Genomic DNA, 21,666 nt, shown 5'->3' on the forward strand with positions numbered 1-21,666 from the left:
ATGAGCGAAGCGACTGACAACACCGCGACCGAGCACGCCGAGACCGAGCACGCCGAGGCGGATCGGCCGAACAACTCGCTCATCTTCGTGATCGTGATCGCCACGCTGGCGTCCCTCGTGGCGACCGTGCTCTTCGTGAACGAGATCTTCAAGTCGACGATGGAGCGGGAGATCTCGAGCAAGGTGCTCGAGCCGCCGAGCAGCGCGCTCCGCGGCCTGCGGGCCATGGAGCAGGAGCGCCTCGGCCACTACCAGTGGGCGAACGAGAAGGACGGCGTCGTCCGCATCCCGATCGATCAGGCCGTCGCGCTCACCCTGAAGGACTATCAGGAGAAGCGCGTGGGGAGCGCGGCCGTTCCCGCTGCGACCACGCCCGAGCAGGCAGCGCAGCCCGAGGAGAGCAACACGAAGCCAGGCGAGGCCTCGCCCCCGAGCGCCGAGGGCGGCCAGCCGCCCAAGGACGCAACGAAGCCGGGCGACAAGGACGCGGTCAAGCCCGCCGACGCGGCAAAGCCCGCCGACGCGGCAAAGCCCGCCGACGCGGCCAAGCCTGCCGACGCAGTCAAGCCCGCCCAGCCCGCGCAATCTGGAGGCGCGGCGCCCAAGCCCGCCACCAGCCCGGCGCCGTCCACTCCGGTGCAGTGATGTCTCGCCCGCTGTACGCCTTGCTCGCTGTGCTCGCGCTGGTGGTGGCCACGGTCACCCCGGCGCGGAGCGCGCGGGCGGCGGACACAACCATTCCAACTGAGCTCGTCGGCGTCGACATCGAAGAGCGGCCGGGAGCCATGCTTCCGCGCGAGCTCCGGCTCCGCGATCAGTCGGGGCAAGAGGTCGAGCTCGGCCGGTACGCGACGGGCGACAAGCCCCTCGTCCTGGTGCTCGGTTACTTCGAGTGCCCGATGCTGTGCTCGCTGGTCCTCAACGGCGTGCTCCAGGCCATGAAGGAGAGCGACTGGAGCGCGGGCAAGGAGTACCGCACCCTCGTCGTGAGCTTCGATCCCCGCGATACGCCCGATGCAGCGCGCAAGAAGCGGGCGAACTATATCGAGGCTTACGGCAGGCCGATCCTCGGCGACGGCTTCGAGTTCCTCGTCGGGGACGAGGCCTCGGTGCGCACGCTCGCCAACACCGTGGGCTTCGGCTACCGATGGGACGAGACGACGAAGCAGTACGCGCACGCTGCGGGCGCGTTCGTCTTCACGCCGGACGGACGCCTATCGCGCACCCTGTACGGCATCTCCTTCCCGCAGAAGAACTTCGGCCTCGCGCTGCGCGAAGCGGGCAGCGGGCTGGTCGGGAGCGCCTGGGATCGGGTGCTGCTGTTCTGTTTCCATTACGATCCCAACGCCCGGGGGTACGTCCTGGCGACGAAGCGGCTGATGAAGGCGTCAGGCGCCGTCACCGTCGTGCTGATCGGGCTCTGGCTCATACGCTTCTGGCGGACTGAACGCACCCGCAGAGCGCGCGTAAACGAGGCTTCCTAAGACACAAGGTGGCGGAGCCACAACTATGGTGATGAATAACCCGATCGAACTCGGCTCATTCTGGCTGCCCCGCCAGGGCTCGACGCTCGCTGAGCACATCGACGCCGGCTGGGACGCGGCCTACTGGGTCTCCGTCTTCTTCTTCTTCCTGGTCCTCGGGGCGGTCGTGATGTTCGCCGTCAGGTACCGGCGGCGCGGCGAGCACGACAAGACGAGCCCCGTCGACCACAGCACGGTCGTCGAGGTCGTGTGGACGCTGATCCCGCTCGGCATCCTCATCGGCCTCTTCTTCGTGGGCATGCGCGGCTACGTGCACGCCTCCGTCGCCCCGTCCGAGTCCTACGAGATCAACGTCACGGGCGAGATGTACCTGTGGACGTTCACCTACCCCGACGGGACGACGACCGTGAACGAGCTCGCCGTGCCGCGGGGTCGCCCGGTGCGGTTGATCCTGAGCTCGAAGGACATCCTCCACAGCCTCTACATCCCGGAGTTCCGCGTGAAGCAGGACATGGTCCCGGGCTCGTACACGTCGGTGTGGTTCGAGGCGACGGAGACGCGCGAGACGGTGATCCTGTGCACCGAGTACTGCGGCTCCGGCCACTCCGACATGATGGCGACGGTCAAGGTGCTGGAGCCGTCGGAGTTCGAGAAGTGGCTCGAGGGCAACAACAACAGCGACCTCCCGCCCGAGGAGCTCGGCAAGGCGCTCTTCGTCAAGCGGAGCTGCGCGACCTGCCACTCGCTCGACGGCACGCGTCTCCAGGGCCCGTCGCTCAAGGGACTGTTCGGCCGCGAGGAGGAGCTCGTGGACGGCTCCAAGGTCATCGCGGACGAGAACTATTTCCGCGAGAGCGTCTTCAACCCGGCCGGCCAGGTCGTGCGCGGCTACCCGCCGGTGATGCCATCGTTCAAGGGGCTCCTCAAGGACAGAGAAGTGGATGCGCTCATCACTTACCTGAAGACGGTGAAGTGAGCGCCGGGGAGAAGCAGCCATGTCGCAGACCGTAACAACCCTTGATGTCAATACGGCGCCCGACGCCGGCCACGGAGTGGACTACATCCGGGCCAAGAGCGGGATCATGTCGTGGCTCACCACGGTCGATCACAAGCGGATCGGCCTGATGTACCTCGCCAGCACCTTCATCGCGTTCCTCATGGGCGGCGTCTTCGCGCTCATCCTGCGGCTCGAGCTCCTGACGCCGAAGGCGACGATCATCAGCGCGAACGCCTATAACCAGATGTTCACGCTCCACGGCGCGGTGATGACGTTCCTGTTCATCATCCCGAGCATCCCCGGCGCGCTCGGCAACTTCCTCCTGCCGATCATGATCGGCGCGAAGGACGTCGCCTTCCCCAAGCTGAACCTCCTCAGCCTGTACCTCTACTGGATCGGCGCCCTCTTCACGCTGTCGTCGCTCGTCACGGGCGGCATCGACACCGGCTGGACGTTCTACGTCCCGTACTCGAGCACGGTGACGACGACCTCGGTCCTGAGCGTCACGTTCGGCGTCTTCATCCTCGGCTTCTCCAGCGTGCTCACGGGGCTGAACTTCATCGTCACGATGCACAAGCTCCGGGCGCCCGGGATGGGCTGGTACAAGATGCCGCTCATGCTCTGGTCGCTCTACGCGACGAGCATCGTCCAGATCCTCGCGACCCCCGTCCTCGGCATCACGCTCCTCCTGCTCATCGCCGAGCGCGCGTTCAACATCGGCATCTTCGACCCGGCGCTCGGCGGCGACCCGGTGCTCTACCAGCACTTCTTCTGGTTCTACAGCCACCCGGCCGTTTACATCATGATCCTGCCGGGCATGGGCATCATCAGCGAGCTCATCGCCGTCCACGCGCGGCGCAGGGTCTTCGGCTACAAGGCGATCGCCTTCTCCAGCGTCGCCATCGCCCTGGTCGGCTTCCTCGTGTGGGGCCACCACATGTTCACCTCGGGCCAGAGCGAGTTCGCGGCGATCATCTTCTCGTTCCTGACCTTCCTCGTCGCCATCCCCAGCGGGGTCAAGGTCTTCAACTGGACCGCCACGCTGTGGCGCGGCTCGATCAGCTTCAAGGCGCCGATGCTGTACGCGCTGTCGTTCCTCATCCTCTTCTCGATCGGCGGCCTCACCGGCGTCTTCCTCGGGATGCTCAGCGTGGACCTGCACCTCCACGATACGTACTTCGTTGTCGCGCACTTCCACTACGTGATGGTGGGCGGCACCGTCATCGCCTTCTTCGGCGGGCTCCACCACTGGTGGCCCAAGATCACCGGGAAGATGTACTCCGAGAGGCTCGCCGCCATCGCCTGCGTGCTCGTCTTCATCGGGTTCAACGTCACGTTCTTCTCGCAGTTCGTCCTGGGCAGCCGCGGGATGCCGCGGCGCTACTACAACTACCTGGACCAGTTCCAGCCGCTGCACGCCTTCTCGACCGTGGGCTCGTGGATCCTGGGCGCCGGCGTCTCCGTGATGCTCGTCTGCTTCATCCGCTCGCTCCGGTCCGGCGCCCCGGCGCCGGTGAACCCCTGGGGCGGGCTCAGCCTCGAGTGGACAACCGCCTCCCCGCCCATCACCGAGAACTTCGTCCGCACCCCGATCGTGACCAAGGGCGCATACGACTTCAACACGGAGAACTCATGAGCGCGCACGCCGAGGCCGCCGATCGGCCGAACAAGGCAGGGGCGGTCCTGTCCCCGAATTTCCACGTCGCCCATCATTTCGACTCCGCGGACACGCAGTTCGACGCCGGCAGGATGGGCATCTGGCTCTTCCTGGTCACCGAGGTGCTCCTCTTCGGCGGGCTGTTCTGCGCGTTCGCCGTCTTCCGGACCTGGTTCTTCGACTCCTTCGTCGAAGCCCACCACCACCTCGACAGGGTGATGGGCGGCATCAACACGCTCGTGCTCATCTGTTCCAGCCTGACGATGGCGCTCGCCGTCCGGTCAGCGCAGAAGAGCGACCAGAAGACCACCACCCGGCTGCTGGTGGTGACCCTGCTCTGCGCGGCCGCGTTCCTCGTCATCAAGTACTTCGAGTACCAGCACAAGTTCCACGACGGCCTCCTGCCCGGGAAGTACTTCACCGCCGAGGGCTTCACCACGGCCCACGCGGGGATCTTCTTCGCGATCTACTTCATGATGACCGGCATTCACGGCGTGCACGTCATCATCGGGATGGGGCTCATCACGTGGATCCTCATCCGCAACACGCGGGGTGAGTTCTCGAGCCGTTACTACTCGCCGGTCGAAGGGGTGGGGCTGTACTGGCACCTCGTCGACCTCATCTGGATCTATCTCTTCCCCCTCCTCTACCTGGTGGGCTGAGGTCTAGAGGACAGCATGTCGACACACGCAGAAGCAGCCGGCGCGCACGGAAACGAGCACGGCCATGGCCACGGGCACGGCGCAGACCACGTGCCCCACGTCCTGCCGCTCAAGGTCTACATCGTCACGTGGCTCGCGCTGCTCGTGCTCACGGTCGTGACCGTGGGGGCGAGCTACGTCGACCTCGGCGCGGCCAACCTGGCCATCGCGGTCCTCATCGCGACGGTGAAGGCGGGCGTCGTGGCGCTCATCTTCATGCACCTGAAGTGGGACCATAAGTTCCACGCCCTGATCTTCGCCTCGTCGCTCATCTTCCTGGCGATCTTCATCGGCTTCACCATGTTCGACACGAACAACCGCGGGCGAGCCGAGCGGATCGAGGCCGAGCGGCCGGCGGACATCAAGGCGCCGTTCGACGGAAAGCGCGCCGTCGACAACTGGAACGTGAAGCGACCGCACAAGGTCGCCCCGCCGCCCAAGCAGGTCCATCAGGGGACCGAGTGACCGGCTGCGGGGCCGAGCGCCCCGCGGCACGCGTCGAATGTAAGCAAGATCACAATCAAAAGTCGCGGGAATCACGGGAGTTTTCCGTGCCAACCCCCCGGGAGTGGGCACGGACGCACCTCGCGCGTGCTCGCGGCTTTCGTGCGCGGTACAAGGGGGCGGATGCAGGGCAACGTCGAAAGGTGGCTCCGGGCTGAACGCCGGGCACCTCGACCGCACCCTGGAAAGCCCCCCTGTCCGCGCGCGGATGCAATCCTCCTTCCAACCATGGTCGTTTGACGCAGGTCCCGACCCCGCCAAGAGCGCCGCGCCGCCGGCGGCGCGGCGGCGGCTCGCGGTGCTGCTGTCCGGGCCGAAGCCCCCGTCGTGGGACACCGCCGATCGGTGGCTGATCCAGCTGCGCTGGGTGGCGATCGCGGGGATGATCGCCACGACGGTCGCGAGCAGGAAGCTCGTGCCCGACCTCAGGCTCGGGCCGCTGATCCTCGGCGTCGCGGCCATCACCGTGGCGAACCTCGCCTGGACCTTCCGGGTCCGGCGCGCGCGCCGGCTGGACGCGGCCGAGGCCTCGACGCGCGAGCCCGCGCCCGCGCAGGAGCTCGCGCGCGCCCAGCTCGTGGGCGACGTCGTCGCGAACGCCTGGATGCTCTGGTTCTCGGGCGGGCTGGAGAACCCGTTCGCCGTCTTCCTCGCCTTCCACATCGCCCTCTCCGGCCTGCTCTGCCCGCGGCGCACGACCGTGCTCCTGGGCCTCTTGACCCTGACCGCGATCGCCGTGCTGACCCACGCGGCGCCGCTGCCGCTCGACTCCGCGCCGCTCGGCGGCGACCGCATCCGGCAGCTCGGCGACCTCGTCTCGCTCACGTCGCTGACGGTGTTCCTCGGCTTCTTCGTCGTCGTCTACGCGCACAGGCTCGAGGAGCTCCGGCAGCAGAGCCAGCGCAACGAGCGGCTGGCGATGCTCGGGCGCATGGTCGGCGGCATGTCGCACGAGCTCAGCACGCCGCTCGCGACGATCCTCCTCGCGAGCAAGGACCTCGTCGACGTGGCGCGCGAGACGGGCTCCGAGGACGCGGCGCGCATGGCCGAGACGGTGGCCGGCGAGGCCAGGCGCGCGAGCGACATCATCAGCCTGATGCGCGGCCAGATCCGGCTCGACCAGCGGCTCGAGCCGCTGGAGCTCACCCGCTTCGTGCGCGACCTGGCGAAGGCCGAGCTCGCGCGGCTCGGCTACCGGGGCGAGCTCGCGTTCGACACGCCGCGGCTGGTCCAGGCGAACGTGCTCAAGCCGGCGCTCCGCCAGGTGCTCGTCAACCTGCTCACCAACGCCGCCGAGGCGACGGCCGACGGGGCCGAGCAGCGGATCGAGCTGAGCGTCGTCGAGCGCGGCGACGTCTGCGAGATCGCGGTCTCCGACACCGGGCCGGGGCTGAGCCCCGAGATCGCCGGGCGGCTCGGGGAGCCCTTCCAGACGACGAAGATGTCCCAGGGCGGGATGGGGCTCGGGCTCTACATCAGCTCGATGATGGCCTCGCGCATGAACGCTGTGCTGCGCATGGAGAGCGTCGAGACCGGCGGGGCGAAGGCGACCTTGCGCCTCCGCCTCGACGGGACCCCGGGCCCGATGGACGCAGATCTCTCCCCCGCGCTGAAGCGCGCCGGGGCGGCCTGAGGTGAAGATGGCGCGACGGATCGAGACTGCGCTGCTCGTGGACGACGACGACGCGTTCCGCACGACCCTGCAGGGAGCGCTGCGGCGCCGCGGCGTCGTGGCGAGGACCGCGGCGACGATCGACGAGGGGCTCGTGGCGCTCGAGTACGAGCCGGTGGACCTCGTGGTCATCGACTACCGCATGCCGCGCGGCGACGGGCTCAGCGCGCTCGCCAAGTACCGCAAGCTGCAGCCCGACGCGGCGATCGTGATGCTGACCGGGTTCGGGGACATCCCGCTCGCGGTGGCGGCGATGCGCGAGGGCGCGGACACGCTGCTCAGCAAGCCCGTCGACGCGGACAAGCTCCTGCGCGAGGCCGCGAACCTGCGCGAGGCCGCGAGCCTGCGCGACCGCCAGCGGCCCCCGCCGTCCTCGGCGGCGCCGACGCCTCCGCCCGGGAGCCTGAAGCTGGACGACCTGGAGCGCGAGGCGATCCGCGCCGCGCTCCGGGAGTCGGGCGGCGTGGTGGCCACCGCGGCGAAGCTGCTCGGGATCGACCGGCGGACGCTGCAGCGGAAGCTGCGGAAGCTCGGGAGCTAGGCCTTGCCGAGCGCGTCGAGCGCGCCGAGGACGTCCTTCACGACGTCCTCCGCCTCCTCGACGCCGACCGACAGGCGGATCAGCGCGGGGGAGATGCCGATCGCGGCGAGCTGCTCGTCGCTCAGCTCGTGGAAGCTCATGATGCACGGCTGCTCGATGAGCGTCTCCACGCCGCCGAAGCTCGGGGCGATCGCGGCGATGCGCGTGCCGTCGACGACGCGCGCGGCCGCCTCGCGCCCGCCGCGCACGATGAAGCTCACGACGCCGCCGAAGCCGCGCATCTGCTCGGCCGCGACCTTGTGATCCGGGTGCGACGGGAGCCCCGGGTAGAACACCCGCTCCACGGCGGGGTGCGCCTCGAGCGCGCGCGCCACCGCGAGCCCCGTCGCGTTCTGCCGCTCGACGCGGAGCGCGAGCGTCTTCATCCCGCGGCCGACCAGCGCCGCGGCGTGGGGGTCCATGATGCCGCCGAGGACGCTGCGCATGTCGCGGACCAGCGAGATCAGCGCGTTCGACCCGGACACCGCGCCGCCGAGGACGTCGTTGTGGCCGGACAGGTACTTGCTGGCGCTGTGGACGACGAGGTCGATGCCGCGCCCGATCGGGTCGGAGTTGTACGGGGTCGCGAACGTCGCGTCGACGATCGTCTTGACGCGCGCCTTCTTGCAGATCTCGGCGAAGCGGGAGAGGTCGATGCAGTGCAGGTACGGGTTCGTCGGCGACTCGCTCAGCGCGAAGCGGGTGCGCGGCCTGAAGGCCGCCTCGAGCTGGTCGAACGCGCCCGGATCGATCAGCGTGTGCTCGACGCCGAGCCGCGAGAGCACGTGGATCACGAACTGCCGCGTGCGGCGGTACACGTCGCGGAACAGGATGACGTGATCGCCCGCCTTGAGCAGGGCGAACGCCGTGGTCGTCACCGCCGCCATCCCGCTCGCGAAGAGCAGCGCGTCCTCGGCGCGATCGAGCGCCGCGATCCGCTGCTCGACCTCGCGCACGGTGGGGTTTCCGTAGCGGCCGTACTCCTGCCGCTCCGGGTCCACGTCGCCCCCGGCGAAGTAGCGCTCGAGATCCGCTGTGTTCGCAAACGTGTACGTCGCCGTCTGCGCGATCGCGGGCGCGAGGGTGTGGGACGGACGCTCGCGGAGCACACCCGCGTGCACAGCATCGGTCGAGGTCGGCAGATCGGTCTTCATGGGAGGCAGGAAGGGGCCCGGTGCTTCCCTTGCACCGGCTTTGATAATTGTCGCACTTGACGCGTCGGAAATATAGGGAATACCATCGGTCATGTTGCAACCAGTCGAGCGCCTTGCGGCGGCCATCGACGAACACGCCGAGAACGTCGCCAAATTCAAACGTGGTGAGCTGACCCCTGACCAGTTCCGCCCGCTTCGGCTGGCCATGGGGGTCTACGCGCAGCTCGCGCACGTTAAGCACATGCAGCGCATCAAGATCCCGGGCGGGCAGCTGACGGCAGCGCAGCTCGAAGCGCTCGCCGAAGTGACCGAGCGGTGGGGTCGCGGGCTAGCGCACGTCACAACACGCCAGGACATCCAGCTCCACTACCTGGAGATCGAGGAGACCATCGACCTGCAGCACGCGCTGGCGCGCGCAGGTGTGACCACGGTCGGCGCGTGCGCCGACACCCTCCGCAACGTCACCGCGTCGCACCTCGCGGGGGTCGTCGAGGACGAGGTGTTCGACGTGACGCCGTACGCGCACGCGGTCACGGAGCACTTCCTCTTCCACGAGCACAACCGGCGCCTGCCCCGGAAGTTCAAGGTGAGCCTGTCGGGCAGCGCGCGCGATCACGCGCAGCTCATGATCAACGACGTCGGCCTGCTGGCCAAGGTCGGCGATCTCGGCCAGGGCTTCACCGTCTACGTGGCGGGCGGGCTCGGCTCGACGCCCGAGATCGCCCATCTCTGGCGGGAGTTCATCCCGGTCTCGGACGTGCTGCTGGTGTGCGAGGCGGTGGTGAGCGTGTTCCACCGGGACGGCGAGCGGAAGAACCGGAAGAAGGCGCGGCTCAAGTTCCTGATCCGCAAGCTCGGCGAGGCCGAGTTCCTGCGCCGGCTCGACGAGGAGTTCGATCGCATCAAGGCGGCGCGGGGCGAGGCGCTCGCGGCCGAGGTGGCGCGGTACGTGTCCGAGTACCGGGAGAGCGACCCGCCCCCGCTCACGCCGTCGCGAGAGACGCTGGGCGACGGCGCCTATGCGCGCTGGAAGCGGACCAACACGATCGCGCAGACGCAGCCCGGCTACCGGGTGGCGACGGTCAAGCTGCCGCTCGGCGACATCACGAGCGAGCAGCTGAAGAGCCTGGCCGACCTCTCCCGGCGCTACGCCAACGGCGAGGTGCGGGCGACGAACACCCAGAACTTCGTGCTGCGCTGGGTGCCGGAGGGGCAGCTGCTCAACCTGCACCGCGAGCTCTCGCAGCTCGGCCTCGCCGAGGCGGACGCCGGGCACATCACCGACGTGGTGGCCTGCCCCGGCGGCGACTACTGCACGCTCGCGATCACGAAGAGCATGCAGGTCGGGGCGCGCATCCGGGAGCACCTGGTGCCGAACGGCAGCCGCCAGGAGGCCGACGATTTCGTGAGCGCCCTCGGCGAGTTCGACATCAAGATCTCGGGGTGCCCGAACTCGTGCGGTCAGCACCACGTCGCCGACATCGGGATGACGGGCCTGATGGTGAAGGGCAAGGACGGGGTCGAGCGCCCGCACTACTCGCTCCGCGTGGGCGGCTGCTGCGGCCCGAGCGCGCGCATCGGCGAGCGCCTCGACGGCCGCATCCCCGAGGAGGAGACGCCCAAGGTGATCGCCGCCATCGCGCGGCACTACATGGCCGGCCGCGCCGAGGGCGAGAGCTTCCGCGACTTCGTCACGCGCAAGGGCGTGCAGGAGATCACCCGCGCCGGCTTCGCTGCCGCCTCCGAGGGCTCCGCCATCTGATCCCCCGCCCCCCGCCGTCCCCGGCGCCCGCTCAGATGCGGCGGCGGGGGACGACGGGGGGATCCCCGGCGAACGGGTTTATCGACAGCGCGGCCAGCACGCCGGCAGCCCCCGCCTTGACCTTCTCCATCGCCGGAGCGACGGGCGCGAGCTCCTCGCGCTCGTCCAGGAGCTCGGGGGGGATGTCGAGCATGAACCTGCTCGGCGTCCTCGGCACCATCTTGCCGCGCGACCCGCGGTGCTTGGCCCGCATGAGGTAGAGCCGATCGCGGGCCCGCGTGACCGCGACGTAGAAGAGCCGGCGCTCCTCCTCGATGCTGTGCCCGCCCGCCTCTCCGCCCTCGGCGCTGATCGGGGCGGCGTCCGTGGCGCGCTCGTCGAGGCTGCGCTGGTGGGGCATCAGCCCCTCCTCCAGGCCGATCACGAAGACGTAAGGGAACTCCAGGCCCTTCGCGCCGTGCATCGTGGTGAGCGTCACGCGATCGGTGGCCTCGTCCTCCTCGGAGTCCTGCCGCAGGGCGAGCAGCCGCAGGAACTCGGCGAAGCTCGCGCGGTCCCCCTTCCCCTTCTCGTCGCGGCGCCCGAAGACGTTGAGCAGGCCCTCGAGGTTGCCCCAGCGGCGCGCGGCGGCGTTGTTCGTGGAGGAGCCGGTCATGATGTCCTCCTTGAAGCCGGCGTCGTCGAGGAGCGCGCGGGCGACCGCCGCGGAGGGCTCGCCGCGCTCGAGCCGCGCGCGCGAGGCCTCGATGATCCGGAGCAGCTGGCGGCACCCCTCGATCGCGGCGGAGCTCAGCTCGTGGATGGCGTGCGGCCGCGACACCGCCGTCCAGAGCGAGGTGTCGTGCGCCGTCGCGTAGGCGCCGAGCTTGGCGACCGCGGCGTCGCCGACGCCGCGCGCCGGGTAGTTCAGGATGCGCCGCAGCGACATCTCGTCGTTCGGGTTCAGCGCGACGCGCAGGTAAGCGATGAGGTCCTTGACCTCCTTGCGCTCGAAGAACTGCTGGCCGCCGATCATCCGGATCGGGATCTGCCGCTCCTTGAGGGCCGACTCGATCGCGGCCGCCTGGAGGTTCGAGCGGTAGAGCACGGCGATGTCCTTCGGCCGCGCGGCCTCGCGCTCCAGGAGGCGCTGCGCCTCCGTGGCCACGAAGCTCGCCTCGACGTCGGGGTCGGCGCAGATGATGGACCGCACCGTGTCGCCCTCCTCGCGGGTGGCGATGAGCGACTTCTTGTGCCGCCGGGCGCCGGACTTGGCGAGCACCGCGTTGGCGACGTCGAGGATGGGCTTGCGCGAGCGGTAGTTGTGCTCGAGCTTGACGACCTTCGCGCCCGAGAAATGCTCCTCGAAATCGAGGATGTTGCGCACGTCGGCGCCGCGCCAGGCGTAGATCGACTGGTCGTCGTCGCCGACGACGCACACGTTGCGGTGCTCTCCGCAGAGCAGGCGCAGCAGCTCGAGCTGGGCGCGGTTCGTGTCCTGGTACTCGTCGACGATCACGAAGCGGTAGCGCATCCGCCAGCGCTCGAGGACGTCGGCGCGCGCCTGCCAGAGGCGGACCACCTCGCAGATGAGGTCGTCGAAGTCGAAGGCCTGGAACGAGCGCAGCGCCGCGATGTAGCGCGGGTACACGAGCATCGAGATCTCGTCGTAATCGTCGATGCCCTTGCCCTGCCGCTGCGCCTCGGCCCACGTCTCGGCGTCGAGGAACGCGTTCTTGGCGTTCGAGATGCGAGAGAGGATCGCGCCGACGTCGTAGCTCTTGCCGGCGCGGAGCTCGCGGAGGATCTCGCGGATGACCCCCAGCGCGTCGGACTGGTCGAAGATGGCGAAGGAGCCGCCTCGCAGGCCGAGGGCGCGGGTCTCCGCGCCGAGCACGTCGAGGCCGAAGCGGTGGAAGGTGCAGACCTTGAGCTCGCGCGCGACCTTCGAGCCGACGAGCTTGCCGACGCGCTCGTGCATCTCGGCGGCGGCCTTGTTGGTGAAGGTCATCGCCAGGATGGAGCGCGCCGAGACGCCGCGATCGAGCAGGCGGGCGATCCGCGTGGTCACGACCCGCGTCTTGCCGGATCCGGCGCCGGCGAGCACCAGCATTGGCCCGAGCTCGTGCTCGACGGCCGCACGTTGAGACGGGTTCAATAAGCTCGACACCGTGCCGTGGACTAGCCCGGAGGGCGCCGGAGCGGGAGCTTGATTTTACCGGAGCGCAGCGCAGGCGCGGAATGCGGCTGGAAAGGCTCAATGTCCAGGCGGCGTGGCGAACTGCCCCGGGAACGGGTTCGCCTCCCGGCGGCGCCGGACGTCATCGAGCGTCCAGGGCGCCGTGCCGCGCTCGTGGAAGAGGGCCACGCCGATCACGCCGACGTTCCTCGTGTCGCCGTGCTTCTGGTTCGCATAGGAGCCGCGGACCGAGCCGAAGCGGAACGCCGCGACCGTGTCCAGGCTCTGACGGAAACCGTCGATCTCGAGCTCGCCGTGGGGATCGACCAGGTAACCGCGCTTGCCGAACGCCGCGGGCTGGCCGTCCATGACGTCGAGGCCGTCGACCGATACGACGCACTCGACCCGGTTCGGCGTGAGGTTGCGCAGCACGATGCTGTAGCGCTGGCCGGCCTCGCCGACGACGTGGCTCGTCTCGCCGGCGACGAAGCCGCTCAGGAAGCCGCGGCCCTCGCCGCGCAGCCCGATCGCGACGGCGCCGCCGGCGAGCGTGAAGGCCTGCGGCGACGTGCGGCGGAAGCCGGACGCGCTCGCCATGGCGCGGGCCCCCTCGGCGTCGTTGTAGAACAGGCTCGCGACAACGAACGGCCGCGCGGCGTCGGCGCGGACGAACGGCGCGGTCGAGATGCGGGACACGCGCGTCTCGCCCCACTCGGTGCCGAGGCCCGGGCGGTCGATCGGCTCCGGGGCGACCTGGCGGCTCGGCGCCTTGCGCGCCGCCCCCTCGGCGCGGCCTTCGTCGCGCGTGGACGAGGGGCGCTCGACCTCGGCGGAGGGCGCCATGGGCGAGGCCTCGCGCGGCGGCGGGGCCGGCGCGCCCGGATCGGAGGCGGCGCCGTCCGAGAGCCCGGGTGCGCCGGAGGCGGCGAACCCGGGCGCGCTGGCGGTCGCGCCTGCGCCCTTCGGCGCGGAGTCCGCCGGCCGCGTCGCGGTGCTGCCGCCGCACGAGGCGGCGCCCGCGAGGAGCGATATCGCCAAACAAGCCAGCCCGATTCGTCGCGTCCGGTTCATGGTCCCTCCACTCCGCATTGCGGCGTCGACAGGAGAACGGGCTCGACGAGGCTACCTTACAGCCGAGCGCGCCTGCGCCGCGGCCTGCGCGGACCGCGGCGAAGGCGCGGGGTGATCGCCCGCCACGATCCAGCGCTGCGCGAGCGTGAGCCCGAGCGCGGCGGACGCGAGGGCGAGCGCGCAGACGCCGAGGGCGGCGGCGCGCGACGCGGCGCGGGCGACGTGCTGCGCGGGCCATGCGCGCGGCTTCGAGCGCGCCCGCGGGCGGCGGGGGAGGAGCGCGGCTCCGGCGCTGCGGCGGCCCGGCGAGGCGAGCGCCGTCGTGCGCTGCGCGGCGGCGGGCGCGACGGCGCGGGCGCCCGCGCCGGCCGCGACGGCGTCGAAGGCGGTCGGGGTGAGCTCCGTCGCGCTGGCCGCGAGCGCCGCGCACGACGGCGCTCCGTCGTGCAGGCGGCGCGCAGCGGCCTCCATGTCGGCGGCCGTCTGGAAGCGATGCTCGGGCGCCTTCGCGATGGCGCGAAGGATCAGCGTATCGAGGGCGGCCGGGATGGGCTGCGGCGCGAAGCGCGACGGCGGGGGCGGCTCCCGCTCGCAGTGGGCGAAGCGGAGCTCATCGCGCCGGCCGCGCAGCTCGTCGAACGGGCCTCGGCCGGCGACGAGCTCGTAAAGGACGAGGCCCATCGCGTAGATGTCCGCGCGCGGATCGATCGGCCGGGCGGCGCATTGCTCGGGCGCCATCATCCTCGGCGTGCCGATGACCGCGTCCGGGGCGGTCAGCGAGGCGCCGGCGTGGAGGAGCTTGGCGATGCCGAAGTCGAGGACCTTGAGCGTGCCGTCGTCGCACAGAAACAGGTTCTCCAGCTTGAGGTCGCGGTGGACGATGCCGGCCGCGTGGGCGAGCGACAGCGCGGAGAGGGCCTGCAGGACCAGGCGGAGCGCGGTCGGGACGGCGACCACGCCGAGGCGCGCGAGCTCGGTCCTGAGGTCGCGCCCCTCGAGCAGCTCCATGGCGAAGTAGGGGCGGCCGCCTTCGGTGGTGCCGAGATCGAACACCTCGGGCAGGCTCCGGTGGCGCAGGCGGGCGATCGAGCGCGCCTCGGCGCGCATGCGCGCCGAAAGATCGCTTCGGCCAGCGTGGATGCGGTGCAGCAGCTTCACCGCGAACCGGCGGCCGAGCTCACGGTGCTCGACCTCGTACACCTCGCCCATGCCGCCCTGACCGAGCAGGCGCACCACGACGTACGGGGTACCGGGGAGCGATTCGCCCTCGATGAGCGCGCGGAGCGGCCACGCCTCCTCGGACGGCTCCACCTCGCCCAGCGCGTGGAGCAGCCGCGCGCGTTCGGACGGCTCCACCTCGCCCAGCGCGTGGAGCGGCCGCGCGCGAGGAGCCTGCGGCGCGAGCAGCGCGCCGCCCGCGTACAGGAGCGTGCGGCCCTCAGCGGACGCGCCGTTCATCGCGCCCCTCCGTCCGCGAGCTGCGCCCGCGCGCTGCCCGCGCCGCCGGGCGGGGCGGCCCGCCCCGGGTCGTCGTGAGCGGGCGTCTCCCTGCCTCCGTCTTCTCCCTGCGCCTCCGCGAGCGCGGCGGCCATCGCGTCCGCCGTTTGCCAGCGGAGCCCCGGGTCCTTCTCGAGGGCGCGCGCGACCGCGTGGTCGAGCGCCGGAGGTACCCAGAGGAGCGAGCGGAGCCGCGGCGCCGGCGTGCCGAGGTGCGCCCGCATCACCGCCATCGAGTCGACCACCGGAAACGGCCCTCGCCCGGTGATCGCCTCGAACAGCAGGAGCCCCACCGCGTAGACGTCGGTGCGCGCGTCGACCTCCTCGCCCCGGATCTGCTCGGGCGACAGGTAGCGCGGCGTGCCGAGGACGTTCGAGCCCGTCGACGGCCCGAGCGCCTCGCAGCTCACCTTGGCGATGCCGAAGTCGATAAGCACCGCGTGCTCGGCCTGGGGCGCGCCGGGCGCGCTCTCCAGGCCGGCCGCGCCCTGCTCGGCGCCGCTCGCCTGCGCGAGGAAGACGTTGGCCGGCTTGATGTCGCGGTGGACGATGCCGGCGCGGTGGGTCGCGGCGAGCCCGCCGAGCACCTGGATGGCGATGCACACGGCGGTGGGCGCCGCGAGCGGTCCGTGCGCGTCGAGCCGCTCGCGCAGCGTCTCGCCGAAGAGGCGCGGCATGACGAGGAAGGGACGGCCGTCGCTCGTCACGCCGACCTCCTCGACCTTCACGATGTGCGGGTGGCTCAGCGTCGAGAGCGCGCGCCCCTCCTGGACGAGGCGCGCGCCGACCTCGCTCGACCCCTCGTGCATGGCGCGGAGCAGCTTGAGCGCGCGCAGCTGGCCGCGGCGACCCGTCACCTCGAAGACCTCGGAGCACGAGCCTGCCCCGATCCTCCGGAGCAGGCGGTAGGAAGTCCCCGGGAGCGGCTGTCCGTCTTTCTTCTGCACCATGTCCGTCGACCTCCCTCGCGGGGGCGCGCGGCGGAGCGCCGGCGCCTTCGTTCGGGAAGGGAATCGTCGCTCTCGGGGCGGGAGTTGCGCGCAGAAACCGCTCAGCTCATCAAAAAACGCGCAATCAACGGATGTGCAGTGGGGCGCGGCGCCCCGTTCAGGGCTGTACAGGGGCGCGGCGCGCGCTCAGTGATAGAGAAACCACCGGACGCCCGGCTTGATCTCCATATGGTAATGGTCGGCGTGCGGCGCGTTGTAATTGGGCGTCAGCACGTACGTGAAAATCCCGAGATCCGCCGCCTCGCACACGATCGACCGGAGCTCGCGCGCCTCGGGGAGCTCGGGCTGGGGCGCCCCCTCGCCGCAGGTCTTGTCCCCGATGCGCCCGTGGAAGTGGCGAGCGACGCTGATCCAGGTGCCGTCGCGCTTCTTGAGCGCGCCGACGTCGATGGCCAGGCCCGCGGGGTGACGCGTGCCGGGCGGCGCCCACGCGCCGCGGGGCTTCTGGCCAGCGTCGCTACGCGGCGCCACGTCGCCGCGGGGCTTCTGGCCAGCGTCGCTGCGCGGCGCCACGTCGCCGCGGGGCTTCTGGCCAGCGTCGCTGCGCAGCGCGACGCCGCCGCGGCGCTTGGCCGGAGACGCCGTGGCCCGGGTCGACGTCACGGGCTCGCGATGGGCGGCGCGGCGCGCGCCGGTCTTGCCAGCGGCCTTGACGGGCGCACTGCGCGCTGCGGTCGTCCGCGCCGGTTTGCCCGGAGCGCTGGACGCCGCGCTTCGAGCGGCCGCCGTCGCGCCCTTCTCCTTCGCGCCGCCCTCCGCCGTGCCCTTCTCCTTCGCACCGCCCTCCTTCGCGCCGCCCTCCTTCGCGCCCTTCTCCTTCGCGCCCTTCTCCTTCGCGCCGCCCTCCGCCGCGCCCTTCTCCTTCAGGCGTCGCGGGCGCTCCTCGGGCGCCTTCGACGTCCCGTCGAGCGCGCCCTTCTTGCCCAGCTCGACCGGCGGTGCGGACCTCGTCGATTCCTTGCGAACGTCGCGGTCCGCGGCCTTTGCCTGCGCGGTCCCGTGCCCGTGCCCGTGCGCTGCCTCGTCGTCGCCCCCCCCGCGGCCCGGCATCGGCACGTTGGGTCGATACATCGTGTAATGGACGACCTCGTCGATATCGTGCCGCGAGAGCACGACCGCGAAATCGTCGAGGGCGAGCGCAAGGCGCGCGTCCAGGATCTCGAACATGCTCGCCACGCGCTGCTCGGGCGGGAGCACCGAATGGAAGTACACGCCGTTCAGCCGGCCCGTGAGCCGGATCGGCGCGCGCACGCCGGGCGCGCGGTCGACCCTGAGGTACAGGATCTTCCGGCGATCCAGCTCGGCCATCGCCTCGTCGTCCGTCATGTTGGCGTAGCGGTACGCCGGGGAGGCCTCGGCGACGCTCGCCGCCGGTGTCATGAGGAACGGCGAAGCGGCCAGCGCGGGCGCCGGACCGAGCGCCACAGAGGACGCAAGCAGCGCGCAGGCCAGCGGCTTCAGCAGACAGCGAAGTCGGGAAAACGCCACAGCGGCCGCACTCTAACGTGACTGGGCGGGAAGGCCAGAAAACGGGCGATGGCTGGACCTGTGAGCAGCGGCGGGCTCGCGAGCCCGCCGCGCTGGCCGTCGCGCAGCGCCGGGCTCGCGGTTACGCTGGGCGCGCGCGGCCGCGACGCCCGCGGCGCCGCCATCCCCGCGCGCATCCCTCCGCGACGAACACGCCTTGCAACCGCCGACGCCCATCGAACCGAGCCGCGACGTGCACCCCCGAGCCGGCGCCGAGGCGCCCGGCGCGCCGGCCGAGGTGGACGCCGCGGGCGCGCTCCACGGCGAGCGCCCACGGCCTCCCGAGCCGACCGCCGCGCGCACGCTCCTCGCCGCGGCCATCACGACCGCCGCCGTGACGGCGGTGTCCTACGCGGCGCCGAAGAGCTACGCCGGCACGCTCGTCGGCCTCACGTTCCTCGCGGCGACGTTCTGGCTCGTGCTGCGGTACGACGAGGCGACGATCCGCGCCCACGGCCTGTCGCTCGGGGGGATCCTCGAGCCCGTGCCGCTGTCGGCAGAGCGGCTCGCCCGCGCCGCGCTCCACGCCGTCGCCTGGGCCGCCCTGGCCGCCGCGCTCGTCTTCCCGGCGTTCTGGCTCGGCTACCGGATGTACTGGGGCGTGACCTCGCCGTTCGTGCTGCGCCCGCCGTCCGCCGACGAGATCGCCGCGCAGCTGCTCGTGGTCGCGCTGCCCGAGGAGGCGTTCTTCCGCGGCTACCTCCAGAGCGCCCTCGACCGCGTCTTCCCGGCGCGCGTCCGCGTCCTCGGCGCGACGCTCGGCCCGGCGTGGCTCGTCTCGTCGGCGATCTTCGCGCTCGGCCACGTGCTCACGATCCTGCACCCCGCGCGGCTCGCCGTGTTCTTCCCCGCGCTCCTCTTCGGGTGGCTACGGGCGCGCACCGGCGGCATCGGGGCGCCGCTGCTGTTCCACGCGGCGTGCAATCTCTTCTCCCTCACCCTCGCCAACGGCTACGTTCAATCGCCGTGAGCACCTCGTTCGACGAGACGGCGCCGGGCCCCGCGCGCAGCGCCGGCCCGCCGCCGCTGCAGGACGGCGCCGCGCCGCGGGACGGCCGCGCGGCGCGCCGGCGCGCGGCGCTGTTCGACATGGACCGCACGCTGCTGCGCAAGGAGACGGCGAGCCTCTACGTGAAGTACCAGCGCCAGATCGGCGAGGCGACGACGCGCGATCTCCTGAGGACCCTCTACTGGGTCGGGCAATACACGCTCGGCATCCTCGACGCCGAGAAGGTCGTCGAGCGGGCGCTGATCGCGCTCCGGGGCGTGCCCGAGACCGTCCTCGCGGCCCGCTGCGACGACTGGTTCCGGCTCCACGTCGAGCCGCACATCGCCGACGCGGGGCGCGAGGCCGTGCGGCGGCACCAGGCGGCAGGAGACCTCTGCGCCATCGTGACCGGCGCGACCCTCTATGCCTCGCGCCCGCTGGCCAGGCGGCTCAGGATCGAGCACCTCGTCGCGAGCGAGCTCGAGATCGACGAGCGCGGTCACTTCACCGGCCGCGCCGCGCCCCCGCTCTGCCTCGGAGAGGGCAAGGTCGCGCGCGCGGGGGCGCTGGCCGATGCGCAGGGCTTCCGGCTGGAGGACGCGACGTTCTACACGGACAGCATCAGCGATCTGCCGCTCCTCGAGCTCGTGGCGGAGCCGGTCGCCGTGAACCCCGACCCGCGGCTGCGCCGCGTCGCCGAGCGGCGGGGCTACCGCATCGAGCGCTGGTGAGGGCGCCGCGCGCGGCTCGCTCGCAGCGCGCGCCGTCGGCTCACGCGGGCGGCGGTCGAGAGCCCGGCGGCGGTCGAGAGCCCGGCGGCGGCCGCGATGTCGGCGAGCCCATCGAGGGCGGCGGCTGCGAGGTGTGCGGCCCCACCGGGAGGCTCGCGCGGGTGTTGACCGCCCAGATGACGAACGCGGCGACGACCGGACCGATGAAGATGCCTGCTGCGCCGAACAGCTCGAGCCCACCGAAGATGGAGAGCAGGGCGATGAGCGGGTGCATCCCGCCGTGCGAGCTCTGGACCCACGGCCGGATCACGTTGTCCGAGAGCCCGACGAGGACGGCCGCGGCGCACATGCCGATGCCCCCGCCGATGCGCCCGATGACGAACAGGTAGATGGCCGCGCCCAGCGTCACCGGCGTGGTGCCGATCATGGGGACGAGCGAGAGCAGCGTGGCGAGGAGGCCGAGCAGGAAAGCGCCCGGTACCTTGCAAACGAAGAGCGCGATCGTCGTCAGCGTCCCCTGGACGGCCGCCGTCGCGAGCAGGCCGAGGACGGCGCCGTTCACCGTGTCCTGGATCGACGCAAAGAGGACGTCGGTCTCCTCGTTCCTGAACGGCGACTGCTTGAGCAGCCAGCGCAGCAGCTGGCCGCCGTCGCGGAGCAGGTAGTACAGCGCCACGATGAACAGGAAGGCGTCGACGATCGTCTGCGGCACCGCGGCGACCATGCCCCCCGCGAAGCCCGCCATCGAGCTGCCCACCCGCTGGAACAGGTTGCTCACGTACGTGCGGACGTCGTCCCCGGACAGGCCGGCCCTGTTGAGGAGCCCCGTCAGCCGCCCGTCATTCAGGAGGCCCTGGACGCCCTCAATGGTGCTCGACCAGTCCCGGGAGAAGAAGCGGCTGATCGAGGCAGAAGCCTCGATGATGATCACGGCGAGCGGGATGCACACGAGGATCACCACGCCGATCGTGGAGATCGCAGGCGCGAGCTGGCGGAAGCGGCCGAGTCGAGGCGCGAGGCGGCGCTGGAGCGGGGAGACGAGGAGCGCGACCAGGCCGCCGAGCAGGACGGGGACGAGCAGCCCCTTCACCATCCAGAAGAACAGCGCGATGAGCCCCGCCCGGAGGGAGAACGACAGCCATCGATCGGACAGGGTATCTTGGTTCATCGCCGGTAGCGTTCGCCTGGTACGCCGCGCTCAGCGGCGCGCTGGGGGCCAAGGTAGGGTGGGCCTCCGGCGACCACCAGCGATTTCCGCGTTGCGCGAGCGCAGCGCGGCGGTTCCGGGATACAGTCAAGCTCGGCCGACGACCGCGGAGGCTCTCGGCAGCCTTCACCGCCGCGTCAGCTGGAGGGAGCGAGCATGAGCACGAGCGGTGGCGGGGTTCCGCCCGGGGGCGGAAGCTGGGGGAGCGGAGGTGGAAGCTGGGGAAACGGCGGCGGCTGGGGCTCGAGCCCTCCGGGCGGCCAGGGCGTGGCGCCGGGCGGGGGCGCGCCCTCGCCAGGCGGATACCCGCCGCCGGGCGGGGGAGCTTCGCCGCCGGGTGGGGGCTACCCGCCTCCCGGCGGAGGATACCCGCCGCCGGGCGCAGGATGGGGCGCACCGCCGGGAGGACAGGGCGGGCCGCCCGGAGGCGGCTGGGGGCCGCCGCCGGCGTACGGCGGCGGGCCGCCGCACCCCGGAGCGATGCAGCCCTACTCCGACAAGGATCAGGCGACAGCCTTCCTGCTCGCGGCCTTTCTCGGGATCTTCGGCGCCGATCGCCTCTACCTCGGCCAGACCGGGCTCGGCCTCCTGAAGCTGTTCACCTGCGGCGGTTTCGGATTCTGGACCCTCATCGATCTGGTCCTCATCGGCACCGGATCCATGCGAGACGCCCAGGGCCTCGTGCTCAAGCGCGACACGCCCGTCGGTTATCCGACCAAGAGCCAGTCCACGCTCTTCTTGCTCTCGTATTTCCTGGGGACCCTGGGCGCGGATCGCTTCTATCTGGGACAGACCGGGCTCGGCATCGCCAAGCTCTTGACGTGCGGCGGATTCGGCATTTGGTCGCTGATCGACATGCTCATGATCGGCATGGGCCGCTTCCGCGACGCCGAAGGCAACTCGCTGCGGTTCGAGCGCTGACCACGAGGCGGCGCGCCACCAAAGCTCGTTCCCGGTTCCCTGATG

19 protein-coding genes are annotated in these 21,666 nt (G+C 71.1%); 12 read left to right on the plus strand and 7 right to left on the minus strand.

Annotated elements, in window-relative coordinates:
• From WMF17_RS38595 to WMF17_RS38630, 8 genes are all read left to right on the plus strand, one after another.
• Positions 1–645: a hypothetical protein gene (locus WMF17_RS38595; RefSeq protein WP_437646002.1), complete on the plus strand. Its 645-nt coding sequence runs from the start codon at positions 1–3 to the stop codon at positions 643–645.
• Positions 645–1,484 carry an SCO family protein gene (locus WMF17_RS38600; RefSeq protein WP_437598416.1) on the plus strand — a complete coding sequence of 280 codons (840 nt, stop codon included), beginning with the start codon at positions 645–647 and terminating at the stop codon, positions 1,482–1,484. Before WMF17_RS38595 ends, WMF17_RS38600 begins: the two co-directional genes overlap by 1 nt.
• Before the next feature lie 31 nt (positions 1,485–1,515).
• The gene (gene coxB, locus WMF17_RS38605; protein ID WP_437646004.1) at positions 1,516–2,460 is read left to right on the plus strand and encodes a cytochrome c oxidase subunit II; all 945 of its coding nucleotides are present in this window, start codon (positions 1,516–1,518) and stop codon (positions 2,458–2,460) included.
• 19 nt (positions 2,461–2,479) lie between these two features.
• Positions 2,480–4,117 carry a cytochrome c oxidase subunit I gene (gene ctaD / locus WMF17_RS38610; RefSeq protein ID WP_437598418.1) on the plus strand — a complete coding sequence of 546 codons (1,638 nt, stop codon included), beginning with the start codon at positions 2,480–2,482 and terminating at the stop codon, positions 4,115–4,117.
• The gene (locus WMF17_RS38615; protein ID WP_437598421.1) at positions 4,114–4,800 is read left to right on the plus strand and encodes a cytochrome c oxidase subunit 3 family protein; all 687 of its coding nucleotides are present in this window, start codon (positions 4,114–4,116) and stop codon (positions 4,798–4,800) included. The genes ctaD and WMF17_RS38615 overlap by 4 nt, the downstream gene beginning before the upstream one ends.
• Before the next feature lie 15 nt (positions 4,801–4,815).
• A complete protein-coding gene (locus WMF17_RS38620; protein WP_437598423.1) occupies positions 4,816–5,304 on the plus strand; it encodes a cytochrome C oxidase subunit IV family protein in 489 nt (162 codons plus the stop codon).
• Positions 5,305–5,551: 247 nt separating this feature from the next.
• On the plus strand, positions 5,552–6,976 hold the full coding sequence (locus tag WMF17_RS38625; protein WP_437646006.1) for a sensor histidine kinase: 1,425 nt from the start codon (positions 5,552–5,554) through the stop codon (positions 6,974–6,976).
• A gap of 7 nt (positions 6,977–6,983) precedes the next feature.
• Entirely contained in the window at positions 6,984–7,556 is a 573-nt protein-coding gene (locus tag WMF17_RS38630; RefSeq protein ID WP_437598426.1) for a response regulator transcription factor, read from the plus strand.
• On the opposite strand, the gene WMF17_RS38635 is transcribed toward WMF17_RS38630, so the two are convergent.
• Positions 7,553–8,749, minus strand: a complete 1,197-nt coding sequence (locus tag WMF17_RS38635; protein ID WP_437598427.1) for a trans-sulfuration enzyme family protein — start codon at positions 8,747–8,749, stop codon at positions 7,553–7,555. The genes WMF17_RS38630 and WMF17_RS38635 overlap by 4 nt on opposite strands.
• A gap of 91 nt (positions 8,750–8,840) precedes the next feature.
• On the opposite strand from WMF17_RS38635, the gene WMF17_RS38640 reads away from it, so the two are divergent.
• Positions 8,841–10,511: a nitrite/sulfite reductase gene (locus WMF17_RS38640; protein WP_437598428.1), complete on the plus strand. Its 1,671-nt coding sequence runs from the start codon at positions 8,841–8,843 to the stop codon at positions 10,509–10,511.
• A gap of 31 nt (positions 10,512–10,542) precedes the next feature.
• Here the strand turns inward: WMF17_RS38640 and WMF17_RS38645 are convergent, their stop codons facing one another.
• The 5 genes from WMF17_RS38645 to WMF17_RS38665 form a co-directional block, all read right to left on the minus strand.
• Positions 10,543–12,660 (minus strand): ATP-dependent helicase, encoded by a 2,118-nt coding sequence (locus WMF17_RS38645; protein ID WP_437598429.1) that lies wholly within the window; start codon positions 12,658–12,660, stop codon positions 10,543–10,545.
• A gap of 87 nt (positions 12,661–12,747) precedes the next feature.
• Entirely contained in the window at positions 12,748–13,740 is a 993-nt protein-coding gene (locus tag WMF17_RS38650) for a hypothetical protein (protein WP_437646008.1), read from the minus strand.
• Positions 13,741–13,791: 51 nt separating this feature from the next.
• On the minus strand, positions 13,792–15,198 hold the full coding sequence (locus WMF17_RS38655) for a serine/threonine-protein kinase (RefSeq protein ID WP_437646010.1): 1,407 nt from the start codon (positions 15,196–15,198) through the stop codon (positions 13,792–13,794).
• Complete coding sequence (locus WMF17_RS38660) at positions 15,195–16,187, minus strand: serine/threonine-protein kinase (RefSeq protein WP_437598432.1); 993 nt, start codon at positions 16,185–16,187, stop codon at positions 15,195–15,197. Before WMF17_RS38660 ends, WMF17_RS38655 begins: the two co-directional genes overlap by 4 nt.
• A 186-nt stretch (positions 16,188–16,373) precedes the next feature.
• The gene (locus WMF17_RS38665; protein ID WP_437646012.1) at positions 16,374–17,735 is read right to left on the minus strand and encodes an extensin family protein; all 1,362 of its coding nucleotides are present in this window, start codon (positions 17,733–17,735) and stop codon (positions 16,374–16,376) included.
• Between the two features lie 196 nt (positions 17,736–17,931).
• On the opposite strand from WMF17_RS38665, the gene mrtC reads away from it, so the two are divergent.
• Both mrtC and WMF17_RS38675 read left to right on the plus strand, forming a co-directional pair.
• Entirely contained in the window at positions 17,932–18,744 is an 813-nt protein-coding gene (gene mrtC / locus WMF17_RS38670; RefSeq protein WP_437646014.1) for a myxosortase MrtC, read from the plus strand.
• Complete coding sequence (locus WMF17_RS38675) at positions 18,741–19,493, plus strand: HAD family hydrolase (protein WP_437646016.1); 753 nt, start codon at positions 18,741–18,743, stop codon at positions 19,491–19,493. Before mrtC ends, WMF17_RS38675 begins: the two co-directional genes overlap by 4 nt.
• A gap of 40 nt (positions 19,494–19,533) precedes the next feature.
• Here WMF17_RS38675 and WMF17_RS38680 read toward each other — a convergent pair whose 3' ends face one another.
• Entirely contained in the window at positions 19,534–20,661 is a 1,128-nt protein-coding gene (locus tag WMF17_RS38680) for an AI-2E family transporter (RefSeq protein WP_437598438.1), read from the minus strand.
• 195 nt (positions 20,662–20,856) lie between these two features.
• Between WMF17_RS38680 and WMF17_RS38685 the strand changes: the two genes are divergently transcribed.
• Complete coding sequence (locus WMF17_RS38685; RefSeq protein ID WP_437598439.1) at positions 20,857–21,621, plus strand: TM2 domain-containing protein; 765 nt, start codon at positions 20,857–20,859, stop codon at positions 21,619–21,621.
• Positions 21,622–21,666 lie beyond the last annotated feature (45 nt).

This window comes from Sorangium sp. So ce362, assembly GCF_051519845.1.
Classification (GTDB): Bacteria; Myxococcota_A; Polyangia; order Polyangiales; family Polyangiaceae; genus Sorangium.

What these genes read in the sequence shown, in the direction of transcription:
- coxB (WP_437646004.1), top strand. Translation starts at nt 1,516, where the DNA reads ATGAATAACCCGATCGAACTCGGCTCATTCTGGCTGCCCCGCCAGGGC.
- WMF17_RS38680 (WP_437598438.1), bottom strand. Translation starts at nt 20,661, where the DNA reads ATGAACCAAGATACCCTGTCCGATCGATGGCTGTCGTTCTCCCTCCGG.
- WMF17_RS38635 (WP_437598427.1), bottom strand. Translation starts at nt 8,749, where the DNA reads ATGAAGACCGATCTGCCGACCTCGACCGATGCTGTGCACGCGGGTGTG.
- WMF17_RS38600 (WP_437598416.1), top strand. Translation starts at nt 645, where the DNA reads ATGTCTCGCCCGCTGTACGCCTTGCTCGCTGTGCTCGCGCTGGTGGTG.
- WMF17_RS38595 (WP_437646002.1), top strand. Translation starts at nt 1, where the DNA reads ATGAGCGAAGCGACTGACAACACCGCGACCGAGCACGCCGAGACCGAG.
- WMF17_RS38625 (WP_437646006.1), top strand. Translation starts at nt 5,552, where the DNA reads ATGCAATCCTCCTTCCAACCATGGTCGTTTGACGCAGGTCCCGACCCC.
- WMF17_RS38640 (WP_437598428.1), top strand. Translation starts at nt 8,841, where the DNA reads ATGTTGCAACCAGTCGAGCGCCTTGCGGCGGCCATCGACGAACACGCC.
- WMF17_RS38620 (WP_437598423.1), top strand. Translation starts at nt 4,816, where the DNA reads ATGTCGACACACGCAGAAGCAGCCGGCGCGCACGGAAACGAGCACGGC.
- WMF17_RS38685 (WP_437598439.1), top strand. Translation starts at nt 20,857, where the DNA reads ATGAGCACGAGCGGTGGCGGGGTTCCGCCCGGGGGCGGAAGCTGGGGG.
- WMF17_RS38615 (WP_437598421.1), top strand. Translation starts at nt 4,114, where the DNA reads ATGAGCGCGCACGCCGAGGCCGCCGATCGGCCGAACAAGGCAGGGGCG.
- WMF17_RS38630 (WP_437598426.1), top strand. Translation starts at nt 6,984, where the DNA reads ATGGCGCGACGGATCGAGACTGCGCTGCTCGTGGACGACGACGACGCG.
- ctaD (WP_437598418.1), top strand. Translation starts at nt 2,480, where the DNA reads ATGTCGCAGACCGTAACAACCCTTGATGTCAATACGGCGCCCGACGCC.
- WMF17_RS38660 (WP_437598432.1), bottom strand. Translation starts at nt 16,187, where the DNA reads ATGGTGCAGAAGAAAGACGGACAGCCGCTCCCGGGGACTTCCTACCGC.
- WMF17_RS38655 (WP_437646010.1), bottom strand. Translation starts at nt 15,198, where the DNA reads ATGAACGGCGCGTCCGCTGAGGGCCGCACGCTCCTGTACGCGGGCGGC.
- WMF17_RS38650 (WP_437646008.1), bottom strand. Translation starts at nt 13,740, where the DNA reads ATGAACCGGACGCGACGAATCGGGCTGGCTTGTTTGGCGATATCGCTC.